The 16,608-nt window shown below is 66.7% G+C and carries 15 protein-coding genes; 10 read left to right on the forward strand and 5 right to left on the reverse strand.

The window, feature by feature from the left end; translation table 11 throughout:
- From B2W22_RS09040 to xseA, 4 genes are all read right to left on the reverse strand, one after another.
- Nucleotides 1-1,142, reverse strand: a 1,142-nt coding sequence (locus B2W22_RS09040) for a methyl-accepting chemotaxis protein (protein ID WP_286937265.1), incomplete at its 3' end; no start/stop codon positions are given.
- 279 nt (nt 1,143-1,421) lie between these two features.
- Nucleotides 1,422-2,000: a superoxide dismutase [Fe] gene (gene sodB, locus B2W22_RS09045; RefSeq protein WP_056324270.1), complete on the reverse strand. Its 579-nt coding sequence runs from the start codon at nt 1,998-2,000 to the stop codon at nt 1,422-1,424.
- A gap of 192 nt (nt 2,001-2,192) precedes the next feature.
- Nucleotides 2,193-5,453, reverse strand: a complete 3,261-nt coding sequence (locus B2W22_RS09050) for an ankyrin repeat domain-containing protein (protein ID WP_286937266.1) — start codon at nt 5,451-5,453, stop codon at nt 2,193-2,195.
- Between the two features lie 79 nt (nt 5,454-5,532).
- Complete coding sequence (gene xseA, locus B2W22_RS09055) at nt 5,533-6,900, reverse strand: exodeoxyribonuclease VII large subunit (protein ID WP_175123479.1); 1,368 nt, start codon at nt 6,898-6,900, stop codon at nt 5,533-5,535.
- Between the two features lie 352 nt (nt 6,901-7,252).
- Here xseA and B2W22_RS09060 point away from each other — a divergent pair, with 352 nt between their 5' ends.
- The 10 genes from B2W22_RS09060 to rpsT all read left to right on the forward strand — a co-directional run bounded on the left by B2W22_RS09060 (nt 7,253) and on the right by rpsT (nt 15,499).
- Complete coding sequence (locus B2W22_RS09060) at nt 7,253-7,876, forward strand: MotA/TolQ/ExbB proton channel family protein (protein ID WP_175138397.1); 624 nt, start codon at nt 7,253-7,255, stop codon at nt 7,874-7,876.
- Complete coding sequence (locus B2W22_RS09065; RefSeq protein WP_175123481.1) at nt 7,873-8,286, forward strand: ExbD/TolR family protein; 414 nt, start codon at nt 7,873-7,875, stop codon at nt 8,284-8,286. The genes B2W22_RS09060 and B2W22_RS09065 overlap by 4 nt, the downstream gene beginning before the upstream one ends.
- Nucleotides 8,283-9,422 (forward strand): tetraacyldisaccharide 4'-kinase, encoded by a 1,140-nt coding sequence (gene lpxK, locus B2W22_RS09070; protein ID WP_286937268.1) that lies wholly within the window; start codon nt 8,283-8,285, stop codon nt 9,420-9,422. The genes B2W22_RS09065 and lpxK overlap by 4 nt, the downstream gene beginning before the upstream one ends.
- 69 nt (nt 9,423-9,491) lie before the next feature.
- Nucleotides 9,492-9,674, forward strand: coding sequence for a Trm112 family protein (locus B2W22_RS09075; protein WP_175123483.1), 183 nt, complete (start codon nt 9,492-9,494; stop codon nt 9,672-9,674).
- Nucleotides 9,675-9,684: 10 nt separating this feature from the next.
- On the forward strand, nt 9,685-10,449 hold the full coding sequence (kdsB, locus tag B2W22_RS09080; protein WP_175123484.1) for a 3-deoxy-manno-octulosonate cytidylyltransferase: 765 nt from the start codon (nt 9,685-9,687) through the stop codon (nt 10,447-10,449).
- Between the two features lie 91 nt (nt 10,450-10,540).
- Nucleotides 10,541-11,197, forward strand: coding sequence for an adenylate kinase (gene adk / locus B2W22_RS09085; RefSeq protein ID WP_175123485.1), 657 nt, complete (start codon nt 10,541-10,543; stop codon nt 11,195-11,197).
- Between the two features lie 134 nt (nt 11,198-11,331).
- A complete protein-coding gene (locus B2W22_RS09090) occupies nt 11,332-12,090 on the forward strand; it encodes a 3-hydroxyacyl-CoA dehydrogenase (protein WP_175123486.1) in 759 nt (252 codons plus the stop codon).
- 132 nt (nt 12,091-12,222) lie between these two features.
- Nucleotides 12,223-13,782, forward strand: coding sequence for a murein biosynthesis integral membrane protein MurJ (gene murJ / locus B2W22_RS09095; RefSeq protein ID WP_286937269.1), 1,560 nt, complete (start codon nt 12,223-12,225; stop codon nt 13,780-13,782).
- A gap of 196 nt (nt 13,783-13,978) precedes the next feature.
- A complete protein-coding gene (locus tag B2W22_RS09100; protein WP_175123488.1) occupies nt 13,979-14,947 on the forward strand; it encodes a FecR domain-containing protein in 969 nt (322 codons plus the stop codon).
- A gap of 288 nt (nt 14,948-15,235) precedes the next feature.
- On the forward strand, nt 15,236-15,499 hold the full coding sequence (gene rpsT / locus B2W22_RS09105) for a 30S ribosomal protein S20 (RefSeq protein ID WP_043542310.1): 264 nt from the start codon (nt 15,236-15,238) through the stop codon (nt 15,497-15,499).
- Nucleotides 15,500-15,684: 185 nt separating this feature from the next.
- On the opposite strand, the gene B2W22_RS09110 is transcribed toward rpsT, so the two are convergent.
- Nucleotides 15,685-16,602: a LysR family transcriptional regulator gene (locus tag B2W22_RS09110; RefSeq protein WP_218344723.1), complete on the reverse strand. Its 918-nt coding sequence runs from the start codon at nt 16,600-16,602 to the stop codon at nt 15,685-15,687.
- Nucleotides 16,603-16,608: the final 6 nt, after the last annotated feature.

The raw sequence follows: 16,608 nt of genomic DNA on the forward strand, positions 1-16,608 counted from the left end.
AGCGCCAGGATGTTGGTCTGGAACGCGATGCCGTCGATCACGCCCGTGATGTCGGCAATGCGGCGCGAACTGTCCGAGATCGCGCTCATGGTCTGCACGACACCCTCGACCACCTCGCCGCCGCGCACGGCGACGTTCGACGCCTGGCTGACCAGGCGGTCGGCCTCGCTGGCGTTGTTGGCGTTCTGCTGCACCGTGCTGGTCAGCTCTTCCATCGAGGCCGCGGTTTCCTCGAGCGAGGAGGCCTGCTCTTCCGTGCGTTGCGACAGATCGGCGTTGCCCTGCGCGATCTGCGACGACGCCGACGCAATGTTTTCACAGCCGTCGCGCACGTCCTTGACGATGCGGGCCAGGCTTTCATTCATGGCCTTGAGCGCGCCCATCAGATCGCCGGTCTCGTCGCGCGTGACCACGCGGATATCGGTGGTCAGGTCGCCCGCGGCCACCTGGCGTGCGGCCGATACGGCTTCGCCCAGCGGACGCACGATGCCGCGCGTCACCAGCCATCCCAACAGCATGCCAACCGCCACGCCCGCGATCGCCAGGGCGATCATGATGGCGCGAACCGTGTTGTAGAGCGCCGTGCCTTCCGCCACCGAGCGCTCGGCGGCCTTTTCCTTGCTGATGGCCAGATTGGTCATCAGGTCATCGAGCTTCTGCGACGAGGCGATGACGCGCTTTTCGGCCTCGGCCACGCGCGGATCGGTCTGCGTCATGGGCTGCGACTTGGCCGCATCGAAGAATGCGGCCGCCTCGCGCTTCCACACCTGTTCGGTTTCGCCGAACTGCGCGAGCAGGTGCTTGGTCTGTTCTTCGTAGAAATTGGCGGCTGCCTTCTCGCGCAGCACGTCCATGTTCTTGACCGCGTCGTCAAACTGCTTGCGCAGCGCCAGACGCTCCTGGTCGGTCGACGCCCCCAGATACGCATTGCGCGCACGACCTGCGTAGATCAGATTGATGTTGGCTTCCTTCAGATCCGAAATGCCGCGCAATTCGGTGTCGTAAAGCCTGTCATTCATTTCATTGATACGCGACAGCCCCCATACGCCGAAGGCCCCGATCGCACCGCCTATCACCGCCACCAGCAAAAACGCGCCTGTCAGGCGAGCGCCGATGCGCATCCCCGAAAATAACCGCAACATGCTTCCCTTCCCTGTGTGTGCCCCGGCTTGTGGCGGCTTCGCCGCAGCCATGCGCTCCGGGGTGCAAGCGCTGACCGGGGAGGAACGATATCGCCGTTTGGTCTAGGGCTTACCCTGAGAAAAAGCCAGTTCAGGCGTCAGTTCCGTGTAATGAACGCGACAGTCGACAGGGTTTTCGAAACTGACTTTTTTCTGAACAAAAGAAAACCCCTCGCCGGGGCGAGGGGTCGTGTGTCCAGGCATGCGGCGCTAAGACCGCATGCGCGCCGGAACCGCCGATCAGGCGAAGTTCTTGGCAGCGAAATCCCAGTTCGCCAGGGCCCAGAAGTTTTCCAGGTACTTGGGACGCGCGTTACGGTAGTCGATGTAGTACGCGTGTTCCCAGACATCACAGGTGAGCAGCGGCTTGTCGGCCGTCGTGAGCGGGGTGGCGGCGTTGCTGGTGTTGACGATGTCGACCGAACCGTCGGCCTTCTTGACCAGCCAGGTCCAGCCCGAACCGAAGTTGCCGGCAGCCGACTTGTTGAAGGCTTCCTTGAAGGCGTCGAAGCTGCCCCACTTGGCGTTGATGGCGTCTGCCAGCGCGCCCGTCGGTGCGCCGCCGGCCTTGGGAGCCAGGCTGTTCCAGTAGAACGTGTGGTTCCAGACCTGGGCTGCGTTGTTGAAGATGCCGCCCGAGGACTTCTTCACGATGTCTTCCAGCGACAGCGTTTCGAATTCCGTACCCGGGATCAGGTTGTTCAGATTCGTGACGTACGTCTGGTGATGCTTGCCGTAGTGGAACTCCAGCGTTTCCTTGGAGATGTGCGGCGCCAGAGCGTCGAGTTCGTAAGGCAGGGGGGGAAGAGTATGTGCCATGTGATGGTTCCTTCTGTTGAGAGCACGATCAAGCCGGTCAATTGTATCGGCAACTCCTGAGGATACCGTGTTAACCCCGCGCTGGCGCGGGGTTAACGGGCACATGCTTATGACCGCGCGTTGTTGCGACCGCGCGCGGCGGCGCACACGGCGTGACCGCATGGCCTCACCGCATGGCGTCACCGCATGTCGTCACTTCACGTAACGCAGCTCCTGCCCGCTGCCGGTTTCGACCAGCGCGCCGTCCTTATCCATGGCCAGGACCTTGTGCAGCGGCGCGCTGGCCGCGTCGTCGGGCACGTCGACGTCGATGCGCACAGCCCGCGTGGCGGCGTCGATGCGGGCCACGTCCACCTCGTGCCAACGTCCACCAGACGGCGCCGGCACGAAGACGGCCAGCGCCTTCAACGCGCCTGCCGCGATGGGCACGGAGACGCCGTCCGCCCCTTCCGATTGGCGCGGCCCGCCGCCGTAGTCCTGATCGGCCGATGACACCGCCACGTCGATATTGACCGGGCGGTCACGGTGATACACGCGCACCGTCAGCATGCCGGCCTTGGCCGGCCTGGTGTCCGCGCGCACGTTCGCGATGGCGGAGTACGGCCGCAGCGGCGGCGTGTCCAGGAACACCTGCTTGCCGTCGCTGCGCCAGGCGCCCCGCGCGTTGATGTCGACGGCGCCATAGCTCAGGAAATATTCGAAGCTGCCGTCTTCCAGAAGCAGCAATTCGCTGCCCACTTCCCGCACGCCGCGCAGGTAGTAATGGCCCGGAATGCGCACGGCTTCCGAAGACTTGCTGGCGGCTTTGGATCCCACGCGCCGGCCTTGCGCGGGCGGCGGCGCGCAGTCTGCCCGCAGCGTGATACCCGCATCCTGCAGGACGCGCGCGAAGGCCGGATCGGATTGGCAGGCAAGCGCCGTGCGGAACGACTGGCCCGGCGGCGCCACCGCCGCGTCGAAGCGCGCGTGGTGCTGCGCCAGCAAGGCCAGCATGGCGGGCTGGCCGGTTTCAAGTGCGATCCACGCAGGACCGCGGCCCGAGCCGTCGCCGGCATCAGGGCTGGCGCCGGCGTCGAGCAACGCTTGGGCGAGGTCCCGGCGTCCCAGCCGGATGGCGGCGTTCAGGGGCGTATCGCCATCGGGCAGCGGCGCATCCAGATCGGTGCCCGACGCCTTCAACAGACGCAATACCTGCACCACAGTGTCATGCCGCGCGGTGACCAGCTCCCGGCTATGCAGCAGCATCGACACGATGCGATCGGGCAAGGCACGTCCATCCCGCGCGCATGACGATGGCTGACCGGTGAAACCGGCCGCATGCAGTGCTGCAAAGTAGCCAGGCTTGTCGATCAGCACGAACTCCCCGTTGTCTGGCATGCACGCTTGCGCAAGCGGCTGGCGGTTCACCGCGCTCACGCGGCGCACCGTTTCCATGTCGCCGGACGCCACGGCGGCGTTGAGCAGTGCGTACGGGTTGGGCGCGACCGGCAGCCGCGGGTCGTCCAACCGAGCGCCGGCGCGCAGCAGCCGATCCAGCATGGCGGTGTCCTGACGACCGATCAGCCAATACAAAGCGCTCTCGCCGTCCGGCGCGATGGCGGCGGGGTCCGCGCCCTTGGCCAGCAATGCGTCGACGACCGCCACCTGACCCGAGGTCGCCGCCAGGAGTAGCGGCGGCGTGCCGCGCGGATCGTCCAGGATTGGCGGCCAGGCATCGCGGCCGGCCCCATCCCCGGCTGCTTTATCGGCCGCCTTTACCGCGGGGTCCACATACGGATTCACCGGCACGCCCGCCTCGATCAGCATCAAGGCCAGCGCCGTATCACGGCTTTCGAGCGCCTGGCGAATGGCGCTTGCGTCCAGCGTCTTCATATCGAAACCGGCGTCCGCGAACATGCGCAGCACTGCCGCGCCCTGCCCGCCCGGCTGCCGCAGCAGTTGCGCGACGGGCGAGTCGGCGGGGTTCTGCAGCGCCGCGCGCAGCGTGTCGGGTTTCATCGCCGCCAACAGGGTGCGCAGCAGCGCGGTGTCTCCGGCCCGCACCGCAACCTCCAGCGCCGACCGGCGGTCGTAGCCTTCGCGCCGCAAGCCCGGATCGGCGCCCCCGGCCAGCAGCGCCTTCACGACGCCGGACTTGCCGGCTTCGACGGCATCGGCCAGCGGCGTGTTGCCATGCGGTTCCGCGGGATCGCCGTCGACCGGCGCACCGAGGGCCAGGAGGCGCTGCACGGTCTGCGTGTCGCCGCGCTGGGCCGCCAGGTTCAGGATCGGCCGATTGCCCATCTGGGGCTTGGCGAATATCAGGCCGCCCGAGCCCACTTGCGGGCCGCGTTGCGCGAAGGGCATGCCCGCGCGCAGCAAATGTTCGGCGATTGCGGGATGTCCGCCTTCGACCGCTGCTTGCGCCGCATCCAGCCACACGTCACGGTCGCCGGTTTCTCCGTACGCCGTGGCCGGGATCGCGCGAGGGCCCACCTCCATCAGGTACGACACGGCCTGCGCATCGCCTTCGTAGGCGGCGAACGCCAGGGCGGTCAGTTCCTCTTCATAGGCCGGCCGGCTGCCCGTGGCGGCCAGCGCTCGCAGCGCCTCCGCACCTTCCGTCAGTTCCACCAGGGGCAACCACGCAAGGAAGTCCGCCGCGGGCCGCGTCTTGCCCTGTCCGTCCTTCAAGACACTTGACGCGGCGGTATCGGCGTCGAGCGCCGCATACGGGCGGCTGGCGCCGGCGCCGAACAAGGCCACCACCATGCGCGTCAGGCTCTTGCGGTCGACGAGGCGCGGCAGGTAGGTCTGGCGCACCGCGAATTCGAAATCGCGGTGCAGCAGGAATTCCAGCGGGGTGTTGTTCTGGTCACCCCGCTGGTCGGGGTTGGCGCCCGCGGCCAGCAACGCCTCCATGATGGCCGGCGTGCCGTACAACAGCGCCAGGTGGAGCGGTGGCCGGCGCGATTCGTACGTGATGTCGTTCAGGTCCGGCCTGGTGGCCAGCAGCGCGGCCAGCATGCGCGCGCGGGCCGGCATGCTGGCCTCGTGCGTCTGGCGCAACCGCGCCGCGTCTTCCGGCGTCATGTCCCAATACACGTACTGCGACCGCAGATCACGTGGCGGCATCAGCAAGGCATGCAGCAAGGGGACGCCGTCACGGGCATAGTCGCCGGGCCGTTCGACCTGCGCCAGCGCGGCCAGGAATGCCGCCTCGTCGTTGCGCCCGGCAGCTGCGAACAGGGCCTCCGTTTCCGGCGTGTCGGCGCTTTTGTATTCGCGGTACGGCGACGTGCAGTTGCAATCGGCGGCTGCGGCTGAGGGTGGTGTAACTGAGGGTGCGGTGGCTGCGGGCGCTGCCGGGGAAACGGTCGCGTTTTCCGCGTAGGCCACGGAGCCCACCCCGGTCGCCCATATCGCCGCGGCCAGTCCGGTGGCCGCCCATTTCAGATTTCTGTCGTGGAACATCCTGCCGCCATGATTCGGGTGGAGAGGATTTGCGTGCGTTCACGCCGCGCGCCGTCCCCTTTCGGGGCTCGCGGAAAAACTAGCTTGGGTCGCGCGTGGAACGCGTGGATTGCACCTGGACCTGCGCCCCGCCCTGCGCGAAGCTCAGGTCGAGCGGCTGGCCCGCCGACAGCGCGGCCGCGTCACGAACAATGCGGCCCTCCGCGTCGCGGGCGATCGCGTAACCGCGCGCCAGCGTATTGCCCGGATCCAGGGCGCGCAGTTGCGCCGAGGCGGCGGCAAGGCGATTGCGCCGCTGCACCAGCAGGCGGGCATGGGCCTGCCCCAGTTGACGCACGGCGCCCGCCAGACGTTCGGCGGCCCTGCCCGTGTCCGGCACGCGATGGCTAAGGCGCTGCGCCAGCAGATTGACGCGCGCGGCGCGCCGGCCTTGCGGCGCGGACCAGGCCGAGGCCAGTCGGTATTGCAGGCTGTTCAAGCGCTCGCGCTGGTGTTGCAGGCGTTGTGCCGGGGACACCAACTGCGCGGTGGCGCGGTCCAGGCGCTGCGCTGCCCGCTCCAGCCGGCGCTGCTGGCCGCGCACCATGGTTTGCAGTGTCTGCATGACGCGGCCCAGCAATTCGGCGCGCGGCGCGCAGGCCAGTTCGGCCGCGGCGGTGGGCGTGGGCGCCCGCAGGTCGGACACGAAGTCCACGATGGTGAAGTCGGTTTCGTGACCCACGCCGCTGATGACGGGAATCTCACTGACCGCCACCTGGCGCGCCAGGTCTTCGTCGTTGAAGCTCCAGAGGTCTTCGATGCTGCCGCCGCCCCGCACCAGCAGGAGCGTATCGACCTCGGCCCGCTCGTTGGCCAGACGCAACTGCGCGGCCAGCTTGTTGGCGGCATCCGCCCCCTGAACCGGGGCCGGATAGATGATGACCGGCACCTGCGGCGCCCGCCGGGCCAGGGCCGACAGCACATCACGCAGCGCTGCCGCATGCAGCGAGGTGATCACCCCGATCGCACGGGGCAGACGGACGGGCTCGCGCTTGCGGGCCGGATCGAACAGCCCCTCGGAGGCCAGTTGCTCTTTGAGGCGCAAAAAAGCCTCGTACAGATTCCCTAATCCTGCCCGCCGCATGGCGTCAGCCTGGAGCTGATAGTCGCCCCGCGGTTCGTACAGGGAAACGCGCGCCCGGATCTCGACCTGGTCGCCCGCCCGGGGCACGAAGCCCACGGCGCTGGCGCGGCTGCGGAACATGACGGCCCGCACGGAGGCCCGGCTGTCCTTGAGCGTGAAGTACCAATGCCCGGACGCCGCCTGCGTGAAATTGGAAATCTCGCCGCGAACCCACAGCGCCGGGATGCTGCGTTCCAGCAACTGCCCCACTGCTTGGTTTAGCTGGGCAACTGTAAGGATTTCCCGCGCAAATGCGTTGTTTGTGACTGGGAGCTCAATTGTCATGGGGCTTTCCGATGCGAACCTGTCCACAGGGCAGGCGGAGCGGGGCGCAATGATACCGCGTTCGCAGAAATTTGCACGAACTGCCCAGAAAGCCAGCAAATTCGGTGCAAATCATTGATTTATAAGGACTTATATAGGACACGGCAGTGCGCGCATTTGAAGCAAACAAGCGCAAGCCCCGTGCCCATAAGCCTTCCGGCTGAGTTCTACACAGAATTATCCACAGATTCTGTGGATAATTCGGGTCTTCCCCCGCCTTGCCACATACGCGCCGCACCGTTACAGTTTCGGCTTGTTCAGATGCCACTGTGCGCCGCTTGCGGCGCCTTCGGCTCCTCAGGAGTTGACCGCTTTGCTTTCCATTCTGCGCGAGGCCGGCTGGCCCATCTGGCCCCTGCTGGCGACATCCGTGCTGGGCCTGGCGCTGATCTTCGAGCGCTTTTTGTCCCTGCGCCGAAACCTGGTGATGCCGCGCGGCCTGAACGAGCAGGTCGCCGAAATGCTGCGCAATCACCAGGACACGCCAGACTCGATCCACCGGCTGGAACGCAATTCGCCGCTGGGCCGCGTGCTGGCCGAAGTGATGCGCCACCGCCACTTGCCGCGCGAAGAACTGCGCAACGTGGTCGAAGACACTGGCCGCGCCGTCGCGCATGATCTCAGCCGCTACATTTCCGCCATCGGCACCATCGCCGTCGTCGCCCCGCTGATGGGCCTGTTCGGCACGGTCGTCGGCATGATCGAAATCTTCGGCTCCTACACGCCCGGCGGCGGCGACCCCGCCCAACTGGCGCGCGGCATTTCGATCGCGCTCTACAACACCGGTTTCGGCATTCTGATCGCCATTCCCGCCATGATTGCGCACCGCTATCTGCGCGGCCGCGTGGACGGCTACCTCAACGCCATGGAACAGGCTGCCTCCCGCCTGATCCGCGCCCTTGCGCCGGCGCGCGCCTCCCGCGAGGCCCGCCCATGAATTTCCGCGGTTCCCGGGGCGACCGCGATGAGCTGGACATCAACCTGATTCCGCTCATCGACGTCCTGCTGGTCATCCTCATCTTCCTGGCGGCCACCACGTCGTTCACCCGGTTCACGCAGTTGAAGGTGACGTTGCCCCAGGCATCGTCCGAACAGGACACGCCGCCCGCGCTGGAAGTCGCGGTCAGCCAGGATGGCCGCTACGCCCTGAACGGCACCCTGATCGACGTCTCCACGCCGCCCGAAATCGCCGACGCCCTGCGCCAGGCCGCGGCCGGCAAGACCGAGCCGCTCGTCATCATCAATGCCGACGCCCAGGCCACCCACCAGTCCGTGATCAACATCATGGAAGCCGCGCGCCTTGCCGGCATCGGCCGCGTCAATTTCGCCGCCCAGACCAACCGTTGAAAACCCGACGCGCATCACTGCTGGCCCGCCAATGGCAGCGCGGCGGCTGGCTGTCCACCGCCCTGCGCCCGCTGTCCGCGCTGACCGCCTGGGCGGTCGAGCGCAAGCGCGCGCGCTACGCCAGCGGCGCCAAGGTGTCCTACCGGCCGCCCGTGCCCGTGGTCGTGATCGGCAATATCTTCGTGGGCGGCACGGGCAAGACGCCCATGGTGATCGCCACCGTCGAGAACCTGCGGGCCCGCGGCTACACGCCCGGTGTGGTCAGCCGGGGTTATGGCGTCAAGGTCGGTCCCCATCCGCGGGTGGGGCTGGGCGACCTGGAAGCGGCTCGATTCGGCGACGAACCCGCGCTGATCGCGCGCGCCACCGGCGCCCCCGTGTGCATCCACCCCAAGCGCGCCCTCGCCGCCCAGGTGTTGCTGCAGGCGCATCCGAAGGTCGATGTCATCGTCTCGGACGACGGCCTGCAACATCTGGCGTTAGCACGGGACATCGAAATCGTGGTGCAGGACCAGCGCGGCGTGGGCAACCGGCGCCTGCTGCCCGCCGGCCCGCTGCGCGAACCCGCCAGCCGTCTGGCCGACGTGGACGCCGTGGTCACGAATATCGGCACGCCCGGCGCCTCGCCTGCAGTGTCCGACACCCTTGAGGCGCCTTCGCAGCATGACGGCCGTCTCTCAACGGTGTCAGACACCCGGCCCCGCCATATCCAGATGTGGCTAGAACCGGGCCTGGCGCGCCATATCGGGGGACAGGCCACGCAGCCGCTGTCCGCCTTTGCCGGCCAGCCCCGCATCGCGGCCGCGGCCGGCATCGGCAATCCGGAGCGCTTTTTCACCACGCTGCGCTCAGCCGGCATCACGCTGTCCGCAACGCTTCCCCTGCCCGATCACCACGACTACGCTACGTCACCCTTCCAGGCGCTGGACGCCGACGTCATCCTGGTGACCGCCAAGGACGCCATCAAATGCGGCGCCTTGAACGATCCCCGCTTGTGGGAAGTGCCGGTGCAAGCCGCGTTCTCCGACCCGAGGCTCTTTGACTGGCTGGCCGACGCGCTGCGCGCTCGCAAAGAGCGTCCGGGTCGTGGGCAGAACGGTGGCAGCGAAAACCGGGGCCGCAACCCAACGGCGTAACAGGCCTCTTGCCGCAACCCCGACGCGGCGCGCGCTGTCCGGCGGCAAAACTGTTTTAGAATCGCGGTCATGGAATCCCGCCTTCTCGACATCCTCGTTTGCCCCTTGTGCAAGGGCCGCCTCGAACACGACCGGCAGCAGGCCGAACTGGTCTGCCGTGCGGACCGGCTGGCCTTCCCGCTGCGCGACGGCATTCCGGTCATGCTGGAATCCGAGGCCCGCGCGCTGGACGACACCGCCGCCCCTCGCTGAACGCTGCATCGTGAGCTTCATCGCCATCATCCCGGCACGCACCGCGTCGACCCGGTTGCCCGACAAGCCGCTGGCCGACATCGCCGGCAAGCCGATGGTCGTGCGCACCGCCGACCGTGCTGCCCTGTCCCGCGCCTCGCAGATCTTCATCGCCACCGATGACGGGCGCGTGCAGCAGGCGGCGCAGGCGCACGGCTTGCGCGCCCTGATGACCCGTGGCGATCACCCCACCGGCACCGACCGGTTGGCCGAAGCGGTCGAGCAGCTTGGCCTGCCCGACGACGCCATCGTGGTGAACGTGCAGGGCGACGAACCCCTGATCGAACCCGAACTCATCGACGCGGTGGCGGCCAAGCTGCAAGCGTATCCGCAGGCCGACATCGCCACCTGTGCCTGCCCCCTGGCCGATGCCGAGGCGCTGTTCAACCCCAACGTCGTCAAGCTGGTCTGTGCCGCCGACGACCGCGCGCTGTATTTTTCGCGCGCCCCCATTCCCTGGGCGCGCGACGCGCTGGCCGGCGGCGAACGTGTGCTGGCGCAGGGACTGCCCGCCTGGCATCACATCGGCCTGTACGCCTACCGCGCGTCGTTCCTGCGCCGCTTCCCGACCCTGCCCCAAGGCGCGCTGGAACGCTTCGAATCGCTGGAGCAATTGCGGGCCATGGAACACGGCCACGTCATCGTCGTCCATCGGGCGTCGACGCCTCCTGCGGGTGGGGTAGATACCCCGGCCGATCTCGAGCGCGTCCGCTTGATCTACAGCAATCAGATATAAGGGTTATTTCCCATGGCGCAGCCCCGCATTGGCTGCTGCGTTGCGGCATAATCCCCCGGATCACAAAAAATAAACCCCTTCAGGAGCACTCATGCGTCTCATCTTGCTCGGACCCCCCGGCGCCGGCAAAGGCACCCAGGCCGCGTTTCTAACGCAGCACTTCGGCATTCCCCAGATCTCCACCGGCGACATGCTGCGCGCCGCGGTGAAAGCGGGCACCCCGCTGGGTATTGAAGCCAAGAAGGTCATGGACGCCGGCGGCCTGGTTTCCGACGAGATCATCATCGGCCTCGTGCAAGACCGCCTGACGCAGCCCGACTGCGCCAACGGTTACCTGTTCGACGGCTTTCCCCGCACCATCCCGCAGGCCGACGCGCTCAAGAGCGCCGGCGTCAAGCTGGACTACGTCGTGGAAATCGCCGTGCCCGAAGAAGACATCATCGAACGCATGAGCGGACGCCGCGTGCACCAGCCCAGCGGTCGCAGCTATCACGTGCGCTTCAACCCGCCCAAGATCGAAGGCAAGGACGACGTCACCGGCGAGGACCTGGTCCAGCGCGACGACGACCGCGAGGAAACCGTGCGCCATCGCCTGTCGGTGTACCGCGAGCAGACGCGTCCGCTGGTCGACTACTACTCGGCCTGGGCGCAGCAAGATTCCGCCGCGGCCCCGAAGTACCGCAAGATTTCGGGCGTGGGCGCCGTCGACGAAATCAAGTCGCGCCTGTTCGAAGCCGTTCAAAGCTGATCGGCGTCTCGATGGCCCAAAGGCCTTCGGCGCCGGCCGGACGCAGCGCGTTCCGGCCCAGGCCCGAAGGCCTTGTTGCATCCGGCGCCCGGCGCGCCGCCTTCCTTCCCTTGAACTGATCTGGTGGTACACACATGGAAATCGCGAACAAGGTATTCATCGTTACCGGCGGCGCATCCGGCCTGGGCGCCGGCACCGCCCGCATGCTGGTCGAACATGGCGCCAAGGTCGTCATTGCCGACCTGCAGGACGAGCCGGGCGAAGCCCTCGCCAAGGAACTCGGCCAGCGCTACGTGCACTGCGACGTGACGCAGGAAGCCGACGGCAAGAAGGTCGTGGCCGCCGCGCTGGAACTGGGCTCGCTGTTTGGTCTGGTCAACTGCGCGGGTGTGGCTCCCGCCGCCAAGATCGTCGGCAAGAATGGCGCGCACCCGCTGGAACTCTTTCAGAAAGTCGTGTCGATCAACCTGATCGGCAGCTTCAACATGATGCGTCTGGCCGCCGAGGCCATGAGCGCCAATACGCCCGAACCCACCGGCGAACGCGGCGTGATGATCAACACGGCATCCGTCGCTGCCTTTGACGGCCAGATCGGGCAGGCGGCCTATGCAGCTTCCAAGGCGGGCGTGGCGGGCATGACGCTGCCGATCGCGCGCGACCTGTCCAAGACCGGCATCCGCTGCATGACCATCGCCCCGGGCATCTTCGGCACCCCGATGATCTTCGGCATGCCGCAGGAAGTGCAGGACTCGCTGGCTGCCAGCATCCCCTTCCCCGCGCGCCTGGGCCGCCCGGAAGACTACGCCAAGCTGGTCCACAGCATCATCACCAACGACATGCTGAACGGCGAAACCATCCGTCTCGACGGCGCCATCCGCATGCCGCCGAAGTAACTCAGCTTCATGGCCGGTCCGTACGGGCCGGTCCAAAGGGGCCGGCCTTGCAATGCCGGCCCTGCAGATGGCCGGCATTCCGTCCCCATCAACGCGGCGATCCGGCCCGCTTTTCACTTCAGTAGTCCACCCATGAGCCTGTTCCGTTCGGCGGCCACGGTCAGCAGTTTCACCTTGCTGTCCCGCATTTCCGGCCTGATCCGCGACATCCTGGTGGCCCGCGCGTTTGGCGCCGGCCCCATTACCGACGCCTTCTGGGTCGCTTTCCGCATTCCCAATCTGCTGCGCCGCCTGTTCGCCGAGGGCGCCTTCGCCCAGGCCTTCGTCCCCATCCTGGGCGCCGCGCGCAACAACCGCTCCGAAGAAGAAGTCCGCACACTGCTGGACCGCGTGGCCCTGCTGTTGACCGCCGCCTTGATGCTGGTCACGCTGATCGGCATCGTCGCGGCGCCCTGGGTGGTGTCCGCCATGGCCAGCGGCCTGCGGGGTGCGGCGCGCGACACCGAATTCGGCGCGGCGGTCTGGATGACGCGGATGATGTTCCCGTACATCCTCTGCATGTCGCTGATCGCCTTCGCGTCCGGCGTGCTCAATACGTGGCGGCGCTTTGCAGTGCCCGCTTTCACGCCCGTGCTGCTGAACCTGTCCATGATCGGCGCCTGCATCTGGCTTGCGCCGCGCATGGACGTCCCGGTCTACGCGCTGGCCGTCGGCGTCATGATCGGCGGGGTGCTGCAATTGGCCGTGCAATGGATGGCCCTGGCGCGCCTGGGCCTGACGCCACGTTTTTCGCTGCGCTTTGGGCAGGCCTGGGCCGATCCGACCGTGCAGCGCATCCTCAAGCAGATGGCGCCCGCCACGCTGGGCGTGTCGGTGGCGCAGATCTCGCTCTTGATCAACACCAATATCGCGACGTGGCTCACGCCGGGCAGCGTGACGTGGCTGTCGTTCGCCGACCGCCTCATGGAATTTCCCACGGCGCTGCTGGGCGTGGCGCTGGGCACCGTCCTGCTGCCCAGCCTGTCCGCGGCGCATGCCCGCGACGACCACGGCGGCTACAGCGCGCTGCTCGACTGGGGCCTGCGCCTGGTACTGCTGCTGGGGCTGCCCGCGGCGGTGGGCATGGCAATGCTGTCGGACGGCCTTGTCGCCACGCTGTTTCATTACGGCGCCTTCAGCGCCCAGGACGTGCTGCAGACGCGCCTGGCCGTCATCTCCTACTCTGCCGGGCTGATTGGCCTGCTGGCGGTCAAGATCCTGGCCCCCGGCTTCTATGCCAAGCAGGACATCCGCACGCCCGTGAAGATTGCCATCGCCGTGCTGGTGGTGACGCAGCTGCTGAACGTGATGCTGGTGCCGACGCTGGCCCACGCGGGGCTCGCCTTGGCCATTGGCCTGGGCGCCTGCCTGAACGCGCTGGCGCTCCTGATCGGGCTGCGGCGGCGGGGCGTGTACATGCCGGGCGCCGGCTGGACTGCGTTTGCCCTGCGCCTGATGCCCGCGCTGGCCGGGCTGGCGGCGCTGCTCTGGTATGCGGACACACGGATCGACTGGATCGCGCTGCAAACCCACTCCGGCCAGCGTGTCCTCTTGCTGGCCGGCGTGCTGGCGGCAAGCGGCGTGGTGTACTTCGGAATGTTGTTACTGTTTGGATTTCGCCCCAGGGACTTCGGACGACGCCCGAAGCAGTAATTCCGCCTGTTCGGGCTACATTGCCTTCAAAAAGCCGGCCAAACGCCGGCTTTTCGCATTAATTTCGTCAAGAATTGACAACCACACCGTAATCTTTGGTAAAAAACCTTTATGATTTAAAAATTGCCACTGAGAGGACCCCCTGTAGGCCCCTGCCTGCGGGAAGCATGAATTGAAGTACGCCCAAGGACAACCCATGGCGGACCAGGTGATCAATTGGCTGCTGCTGCTGCGCTCCGGCAAGGCAACAGCCCAAGACTACAACGACTTCCTGGCTTGGCGAGCGGCTGACCCTGTCCATGAAAACGCCTGGCAGCAACTGACGGGCACCCTGGCAGGATCGTCGTTTGGCCGGCTTGGCGACGCCTATGCCACCGGCAGTGGCGACGCCGCGGCCGCTGCCCAGTCGCTGATCCCGCCCCCACCCGCCGCCATCGTGCCGCCCCGCCGCCGTTTTCTGACTGGCGCGCTTGCGCTCGCCAGCACCGGCGCGGCCGCTGCCTATGTCGGCAATGCGTTCTACCCGCTGAACAACGTTGCCGCCGACGCGGCCACCGCAACGGGCGAGCGCCGCCGCTACCTGCTGTCGGACGGCAGCCAGCTTTTGCTCGACGCGCGCAGCCGCGTCAACCTGGACTTCACGCCTGCGTATCGTCAGGTCCGTCTGCTGGATGGCGCCGTGACCGTGTCGGTCGCACCCGATTCCCGCCGTCCTTTCCTGGTGCAGACTGCCCAGGGCACGGTCCGCGCGCTCGGCACCCGCTACATGGTGCGCCAGCAGGCGCAGCGTACGGTCGTCGTGGTGCACGAACACGAAGTCGAGGTCGAGACCATGTCCGGGGCGCACGGCACCATTCGCGCCGGCACCGGCGCCCGCTTCGACAATGCCCGCATGGACACGCCGCGCGCCGAGCTCATGGCCGAAGCCGCTTGGGAATCGGGCTGGGTTGAGGCCCGTGGCCGTCCCCTGGGCGAAGTCATCGCGGCGCTGCGCCCCTATCGCAGCGGCACCTTGCGCGTGTCCATGGCCGCAGGCGGCTTGCCCGTGTCCGGCCATTTTCCGTTGGACGACACCGACGCCGCGCTGGACAGCCTGCAAGACCAGATGCCCATCCAGGTGCGCCGTTTCACGCCCTGGTTCGTCTCCATCAACGTCGCCGCCTGACAACGTCCGCCCCTAAGGTATGCCGGGCGGCGCGGTTTCCGTTGTATACTCGACACCTAGTTTTTATCCAGTGGTTTGTCCATTGGTTTTATCGATAGGCGCCGCGAATTTTCCTCATGTTTTCAAGAGGATCTGACGCAAGGGTTCTCCAACCCGGGAATTCTTCCCAGCAGCGCCCTCCCGCCCGGTTGACGGGCGCTCCATCGGTTAAAGCGACATTAAAAGCTTGCATTCCCTACGGGGCTTGCTACAATGTTCGACTTTGCCGAATTCAACTTACAAAGCAACATGGCCAATACCGCCCAAGCCCGCAAGCGCGCTCGCCAATCCGTTGAGCGCAACAAGCACAATTCCAGCCTGCGCTCGATGCTGCGCACCGCCATCAAGCGCGTTCGCCAATCCATCGCCGCTGGCGACAAGGCTGCGGCTGGCGAAGTGTTCCAGAAGGCCACCAGCGTGATCGATCGCGTGGCTGACAAGAACATCATCCACAAGAACAAGGCCGCTCGCCACAAGAGCCGCCTGGCTGCCGCCATCAAGGCGCTGGCCTAAGCCATTCTGCCGCCCCGGTCTTCCGGGGCGACACGAATACGGCAAATAAAGAAGGATGCCCACGGGCATCCTTTTTTGTTGTCTGCGCCGATTGACTGAGCGGTTCGCTGCGCGCCCCAAGGCCCAGCACCTGCGTCTCAGCCGGCCTACCGGGCCGCCCCCTCTCCGGCGTGCCCTGCCCCGCTTCATGCGGATTCTGCTGCCGCCAGCCTGCCCTTGATGGCTGCCGCGGCGTCGCGCAGCGATTCCATGAACGCGGCGACCAGCGGATTGCCCGGACGGTGTTCCGGAAACACCACATTCACGCGGAACGGAAACGACCGTGTCAGCGGCCGGATGTGCAGCCCTCGCCCCACGAAGTCCAGCGCGGTCAGCGGATTGACGATCGCCAGGCCCAGTCCTTGTCGCACGAATGTGCAAACCGACACCGCAGTAGGTGTTTCCACAATGGAGCGGGGCAAGACGCCCGCCTGGCCGAACGCTTCGTCGATCTGGACGCGGTAGGGATCGCTGGCGGACAGACTGACGAAGGAATGCCCTTCAAAATCCGCCAGCTCGACCGCCGCGCGCGCCAGCAGCGGATGGCCGTCAGGCAGCACGCAGACCTCGTCAACCTGCACCAGCAATTCCAGCCGGGTGCCGGCGGGCGCGGCATCGTGTTCGGTCAAGCCCAGGTCGTAGCGCTGCGCTGTCAGCCACTCTTCGAGCAGCGGAGACTCCTGGGTTTCGACGGACAGGCTCACACCGGGGTGTTGGCCATGAAAACGCTGAAACGCATCAGGCAGTATCGAATGCGAAAACGCCGGCAGGGTGATCACCGACAGCTGCCCCTCGCGAAACGCTCGCAGACGGGCCGCGGCGGACGCCACGCGCTCAAGGCCGGCGTAGGACTGCCGCACCTCTTCAAAGAGCGCCAACGCCGGCATCGTGGCCCGCAGACGCCCCGCAATCCGTTCGAAGAGAGCGAAACCGATCGTTTGCTCCATCCGGGCCAGTTCGCGGCTGACGGTGGGCTGCGACGTGTTGAGCAGATCGGCGGCCTTCGTCACGCTGCCCGCGATCATCACCGCGCGGAAGACTTCGATATGCCGATGCGTGAGCATCGCGCC

Source organism: Achromobacter sp. UBA4530 (assembly GCF_002388205.1).
Taxonomy (GTDB): Bacteria; Pseudomonadota; Gammaproteobacteria; order Burkholderiales; family Burkholderiaceae_B; genus Achromobacter; species Achromobacter animicus.

Bases quoted from the DNA above. Each gene is read 5' to 3' on its own strand.
- murJ (WP_286937269.1), top strand. From the start codon at position 12,223: ATGAGCCTGTTCCGTTCGGCGGCCACGGTCAGCAGTTTCACCTTGCTG.
- B2W22_RS09100 (WP_175123488.1), top strand. From the start codon at position 13,979: ATGGCGGACCAGGTGATCAATTGGCTGCTGCTGCTGCGCTCCGGCAAG.
- B2W22_RS09110 (WP_218344723.1), bottom strand. From the start codon at position 16,602: ATGCTCACGCATCGGCATATCGAAGTCTTCCGCGCGGTGATGATCGCG.
- adk (WP_175123485.1), top strand. From the start codon at position 10,541: ATGCGTCTCATCTTGCTCGGACCCCCCGGCGCCGGCAAAGGCACCCAG.
- rpsT (WP_043542310.1), top strand. From the start codon at position 15,236: ATGGCCAATACCGCCCAAGCCCGCAAGCGCGCTCGCCAATCCGTTGAG.
- B2W22_RS09050 (WP_286937266.1), bottom strand. From the start codon at position 5,453: ATGTTCCACGACAGAAATCTGAAATGGGCGGCCACCGGACTGGCCGCG.
- sodB (WP_056324270.1), bottom strand. From the start codon at position 2,000: ATGGCACATACTCTTCCCCCCCTGCCTTACGAACTCGACGCTCTGGCG.
- xseA (WP_175123479.1), bottom strand. From the start codon at position 6,900: ATGACAATTGAGCTCCCAGTCACAAACAACGCATTTGCGCGGGAAATC.
- B2W22_RS09065 (WP_175123481.1), top strand. From the start codon at position 7,873: ATGAATTTCCGCGGTTCCCGGGGCGACCGCGATGAGCTGGACATCAAC.
- B2W22_RS09090 (WP_175123486.1), top strand. From the start codon at position 11,332: ATGGAAATCGCGAACAAGGTATTCATCGTTACCGGCGGCGCATCCGGC.
- B2W22_RS09075 (WP_175123483.1), top strand. From the start codon at position 9,492: ATGGAATCCCGCCTTCTCGACATCCTCGTTTGCCCCTTGTGCAAGGGC.